The following is a 3,930-nucleotide window of genomic DNA, read 5'->3' on the forward strand; positions in this document are numbered from 1 at the left end:
AGATAAGCCGCGGCTTCACGCACCTGGGATACACTGCCGGGTGCCGACTGAACATCATCGACATGCATCACCTGAATCGAATCCACCACCAACACTTTGGGCTTCAGTTGTTCTGCAATCGAACAGATCTGCTCCACACTGGTTTCGGATAGCATCTTCAGATTATTGGTCGTCAGCCCCAGTCGCTGAGCCCGCAGTGCAACCTGTTGCAGTGATTCTTCGCCGGTGACATAGAGGGCTGGCATCTGCTGCGCCAGATGACACATGGTCTGCAACAGCAAAGTACTTTTACCCGCGCCCGGATGCCCACCGATCAGAATCGCCGACCCGGGCACCAGCCCGCCCCCCAGCACCCGGTCCATCTCTCCGGAACCAGACGCAAAGCGGGGCATATCAGCGAGATTAACCTCTGACAGATCCTGCACCTTAGCCATACTGCCAGCACCAGCATAGCCTTCAAACCTTGCGCCGCGGGCCGCAGCGGGTTTAGCGCTGCTGAGGCGTATCTCGGTGAGCGTATTCCAGGCATGACAAGCACCACACTGGCCCTGCCATTTTGTATAATCTGCACCGCAGTCATTACAGACATACGCACTCTTTGCCTTGGCCATCAGACTCTCCTTTGGATCAATCAGAGCATTCTAGCGGAAGCCTCTGCCCGCTTGTACCAAAGAGAACTTTATTTATTCAGCTGAAAGGCTACAATCATGCGCTACGTAATCGATAACAAAATCAAAAACAGACGTATCACACTGTTCATGAGGAGCTTCAGATGAAATTGGAAACAATTGCCATACACGGTGGTTACAGCCCGGAAGAAACAACCAAAGCGGTCGCAGTGCCTATTTACCAAACCACCTCTTACGCCTTTGATAATGCGCAGCACGGCGCTGACCTGTTTGATCTGAAGGTCGCGGGCAACATCTATACCCGCATCATGAACCCAACCACCGACGTGCTGGAGCAGCGTGTAGCGGCGATGGAGGGTGGCGTGGCGGCACTGGCGGTTGCTTCAGGTATGGCGGCGATCACCTATGCGATTCAAACCATTGCTGAAGTGGGTGATAACATCATCGCTACCAGCGAGCTGTATGGCGGCACCTATAATCTGTTTGCTCACACCTTCCCGCGTCAGGGCATTGAGGTGCGTTTCGCCAATAAAGATGATTTTGCCGCGATGGAAGCACAAATTGATGACCGCACCCGCGCCATCTACTGTGAATCAATCGGCAACCCTTCCGGCGGTATTGCTGATATTGAAACCATGGCAGAACTGGCACACAAACATGGCTTGCCCCTGATCGTTGACAGCACCGTTGCCAGCCCGGCTCTGTGGCGCCCGATTGAGCACGGTGCCGACATCGTGGTACAGGCTGCCACCAAGTATATCGGCGGCCATGGTAACTCTATCGGCGGCGTCATTGTCGACTCTGGCAAGTTCCCCTGGGCAGATCACGCGGATCGGTTCCCGCTTCTGAATACCCCCGATGTGTCTTACCACGGCGTGGTGTACACCGAAGCCTTTGGGCCTGCAGCCTTTATCGGCCGCTGTCGGGTTGTGCCGCTGAGAAACACCGGAGCCGCACTGTCTCCAATGAATGCCTTTCTCTTGCTACAGGGTATCGAAACCCTCTCCCTGCGCATGGAGCGGGTCTGTGAAAACACCCTCAAAGTTGCCAAATATCTGGAAAGCCACGATCAGGTTAGCTGGGTGAACTATGCTGGCCTCGAAAGTCATAAAGATTATGCCCTGGCGCAGAAGTATATGCAGGGTCAGGCATCCGGCATCCTCAGCTTCGGCATCAAAGGCGGACGCGAAGGCACCCGTCAGTTCTACGATGCACTGAATATTTTCACCCGCCTGGTTAACATTGGTGACTGTAAGTCACTGGCGTCAATCCCCGCTGAAACCACCCACCGCCAGCTGAACGATGAAGAGCTGAAATCGGCCGGTGTTTCTGCAGACATGGTACGTCTGTCGGTCGGTATCGAGCATATCGACGACCTGCTGGCGGACCTGGATCAGGCACTGCAAGCGGCTAAATAAGCTAAAGCCCTGAATGATCTGAAAAATAGCACCGCATAAAAAAGCCTCGCAACTGCGAGGCTTTTTAGTATCTGATCAAACTAACAAAAACTTATTTAAAAGCTTATTTAAAGACTTTGCGCACCCGATCCCACAGTGTCCGCGCGTTATGCCCCTTTTCTGAGGCTTTCGCCAGTTGCCGCAGGGTTTCGATCTTACTGATCGCCAAGGCATACTGCCCCTCTACTTCATCATCGGCAGAGGCGTTGAACTCAAGATCGTTTACCAACCCGTCATTCAGACCATAGATCCAGCCATGCACGGTCAGATCCTGACCACAGGACCAGGCATCCTGAACAATGGTGGTTTCACAGACATTAAAGGCCTGCTCAATGACATTCAGCTCACACAGTCGGTCCAGTTGTTGATGGGAGTGATCCCAGGCAGATAGCAGCTCACGATGCTTCTGGTTCACCTTACGAATCTGTCGCAGCCAGTTATCGATCAAACCATGGGGAGTGCTCTCCAGAGCAGCCTTAACACCGCCACAACCGTAATGCCCCACCACCATAATGTGTTTAACCTTCAGCACCTGCACTGCGTACTGGATCACCGAAAGGCAGTTCATATCAGTATGAATGACCAGATTAGACACATTACGGTGAACAAACAGTTCGCCCGGCAACATGCCAACGATCTCATTCGCAGGGACCCGGCTATCAGAGCAGCCGATCCAGAGATACTCAGGAGCCTGCTGATGCGCCAGTGTTTCAAAAAAATGTGGGTCATCCTGGCTGATCTGTTCCGCCCACTTGCGATTACTGTCTAAAAGTTGCGTCAGTCGTTTCATGGTTATCTGTTACATAGCAAAAGAGGGCTTAATAAAGCCCTCTTTTTAAACGGTAGGTTTAAACGTGATACTGAGCACTGAGCTCATGTACCGCATCAACGAAGATCTTCGGCTGCGCCGGATCGACAAACTGATGGATACCGTGTCCCAAATTGAACACATGCCCCGGACCGCTGCCATAACGGGCCAGAATATCGGCCACTTCAGCACGAATACGCTCCGGTGTACCGTATAACACGGACGGGTCCATATTGCCCTGCAGAGCCACTTTGTCGCCAACCCGGGCACGGGCATCATCAATATTGGTGGTCCAGTCAAGACCCAGCGCATCCGCACCGGATTCCGCCATCGCTTCCAGCCACTGACCACCGTTTTTGGTAAACATGATCAGAGGAACTTTACGGCCTTCATTTTCGCGGATCAGACCGTTAGCGATCTTCTGCATATATTTCAGCGAGAACTCCTGGTACATCGGGCCACTCAGCGCACCACCCCAGGTATCGAAGATCTGTACCGCCTGCGCACCACTGAGAATCTGTTGATTCAGATAATCAGTAACGGACTGCGCCAGTTTATCCAGCAACTGATGCAACACTTCCGGCGTGGCGTACAGCATCTCTTTAATATGACGGAAATCTTTACTGGAACCACCTTCGACCATATAGGTTGCCAGCGTCCAGGGGCTACCGGAAAATCCGATCAGCGGCACCCGGCCATTCAACTCAGAACGGATGGTTTTGACTGCATCCATCACGTAATCAAGATCTTTGGCTGAATCCGGCACCGGTAGCGCATCAACATCCGCTTCGGTACGAATAATTTTCTTAAACTTAGGCCCTTCTCCCACTTCGAAGTACAGCCCCAGTCCCATCGCATCCGGAATCGTCAGAATATCGGAAAACAGAATGGCTGCATCCAGATCGTAGCGTTCCAATGGCTGAATAGTCACTTCACAAGCCAGCTCTTTATTTTTACACAGGCTCATGAAATCGCCTGCCTGGGCGCGGGTGGCGCGATATTCAGGCAGATAACGGCCCGCCTGACGCATCATCCA

Annotated in this window: 4 protein-coding genes; 1 reads left to right on the forward strand and 3 read right to left on the reverse strand. The window is 52.7% G+C overall.

Translation table 11 applies throughout. From position 1 onward, the window contains the following. On the reverse strand, positions 1–611 hold a 611-nt coding region (locus Q0499_RS06935), incomplete at its 3' end, for an ATPase domain-containing protein (RefSeq protein WP_299197623.1). A 161-nt stretch (positions 612–772) separates the two neighbouring features. Between Q0499_RS06935 and Q0499_RS06940 the strand changes: the two genes are divergently transcribed. Then, positions 773–2,047 (forward strand): aminotransferase class I/II-fold pyridoxal phosphate-dependent enzyme, encoded by a 1,275-nt coding sequence (locus tag Q0499_RS06940; protein ID WP_299197625.1) that lies wholly within the window; start codon positions 773–775, stop codon positions 2,045–2,047. A 103-nt stretch (positions 2,048–2,150) separates the two neighbouring features. Here the strand turns inward: Q0499_RS06940 and can are convergent, their stop codons facing one another. Together can and hemE are read right to left on the reverse strand one after the other, a co-directional pair. Further along, positions 2,151–2,876, reverse strand: a complete 726-nt coding sequence (gene can / locus Q0499_RS06945) for a carbonate dehydratase (protein WP_299197627.1) — start codon at positions 2,874–2,876, stop codon at positions 2,151–2,153. 58 nt (positions 2,877–2,934) lie between these two features. Then, a partial coding sequence (gene hemE / locus Q0499_RS06950; protein ID WP_299197629.1) for a uroporphyrinogen decarboxylase occupies positions 2,935–3,930 on the reverse strand: 996 nt, incomplete at its 5' end.

This window comes from uncultured Amphritea sp., assembly GCF_937127095.1.
Lineage (GTDB): Bacteria > Pseudomonadota > Gammaproteobacteria > Pseudomonadales > Balneatricaceae > Amphritea.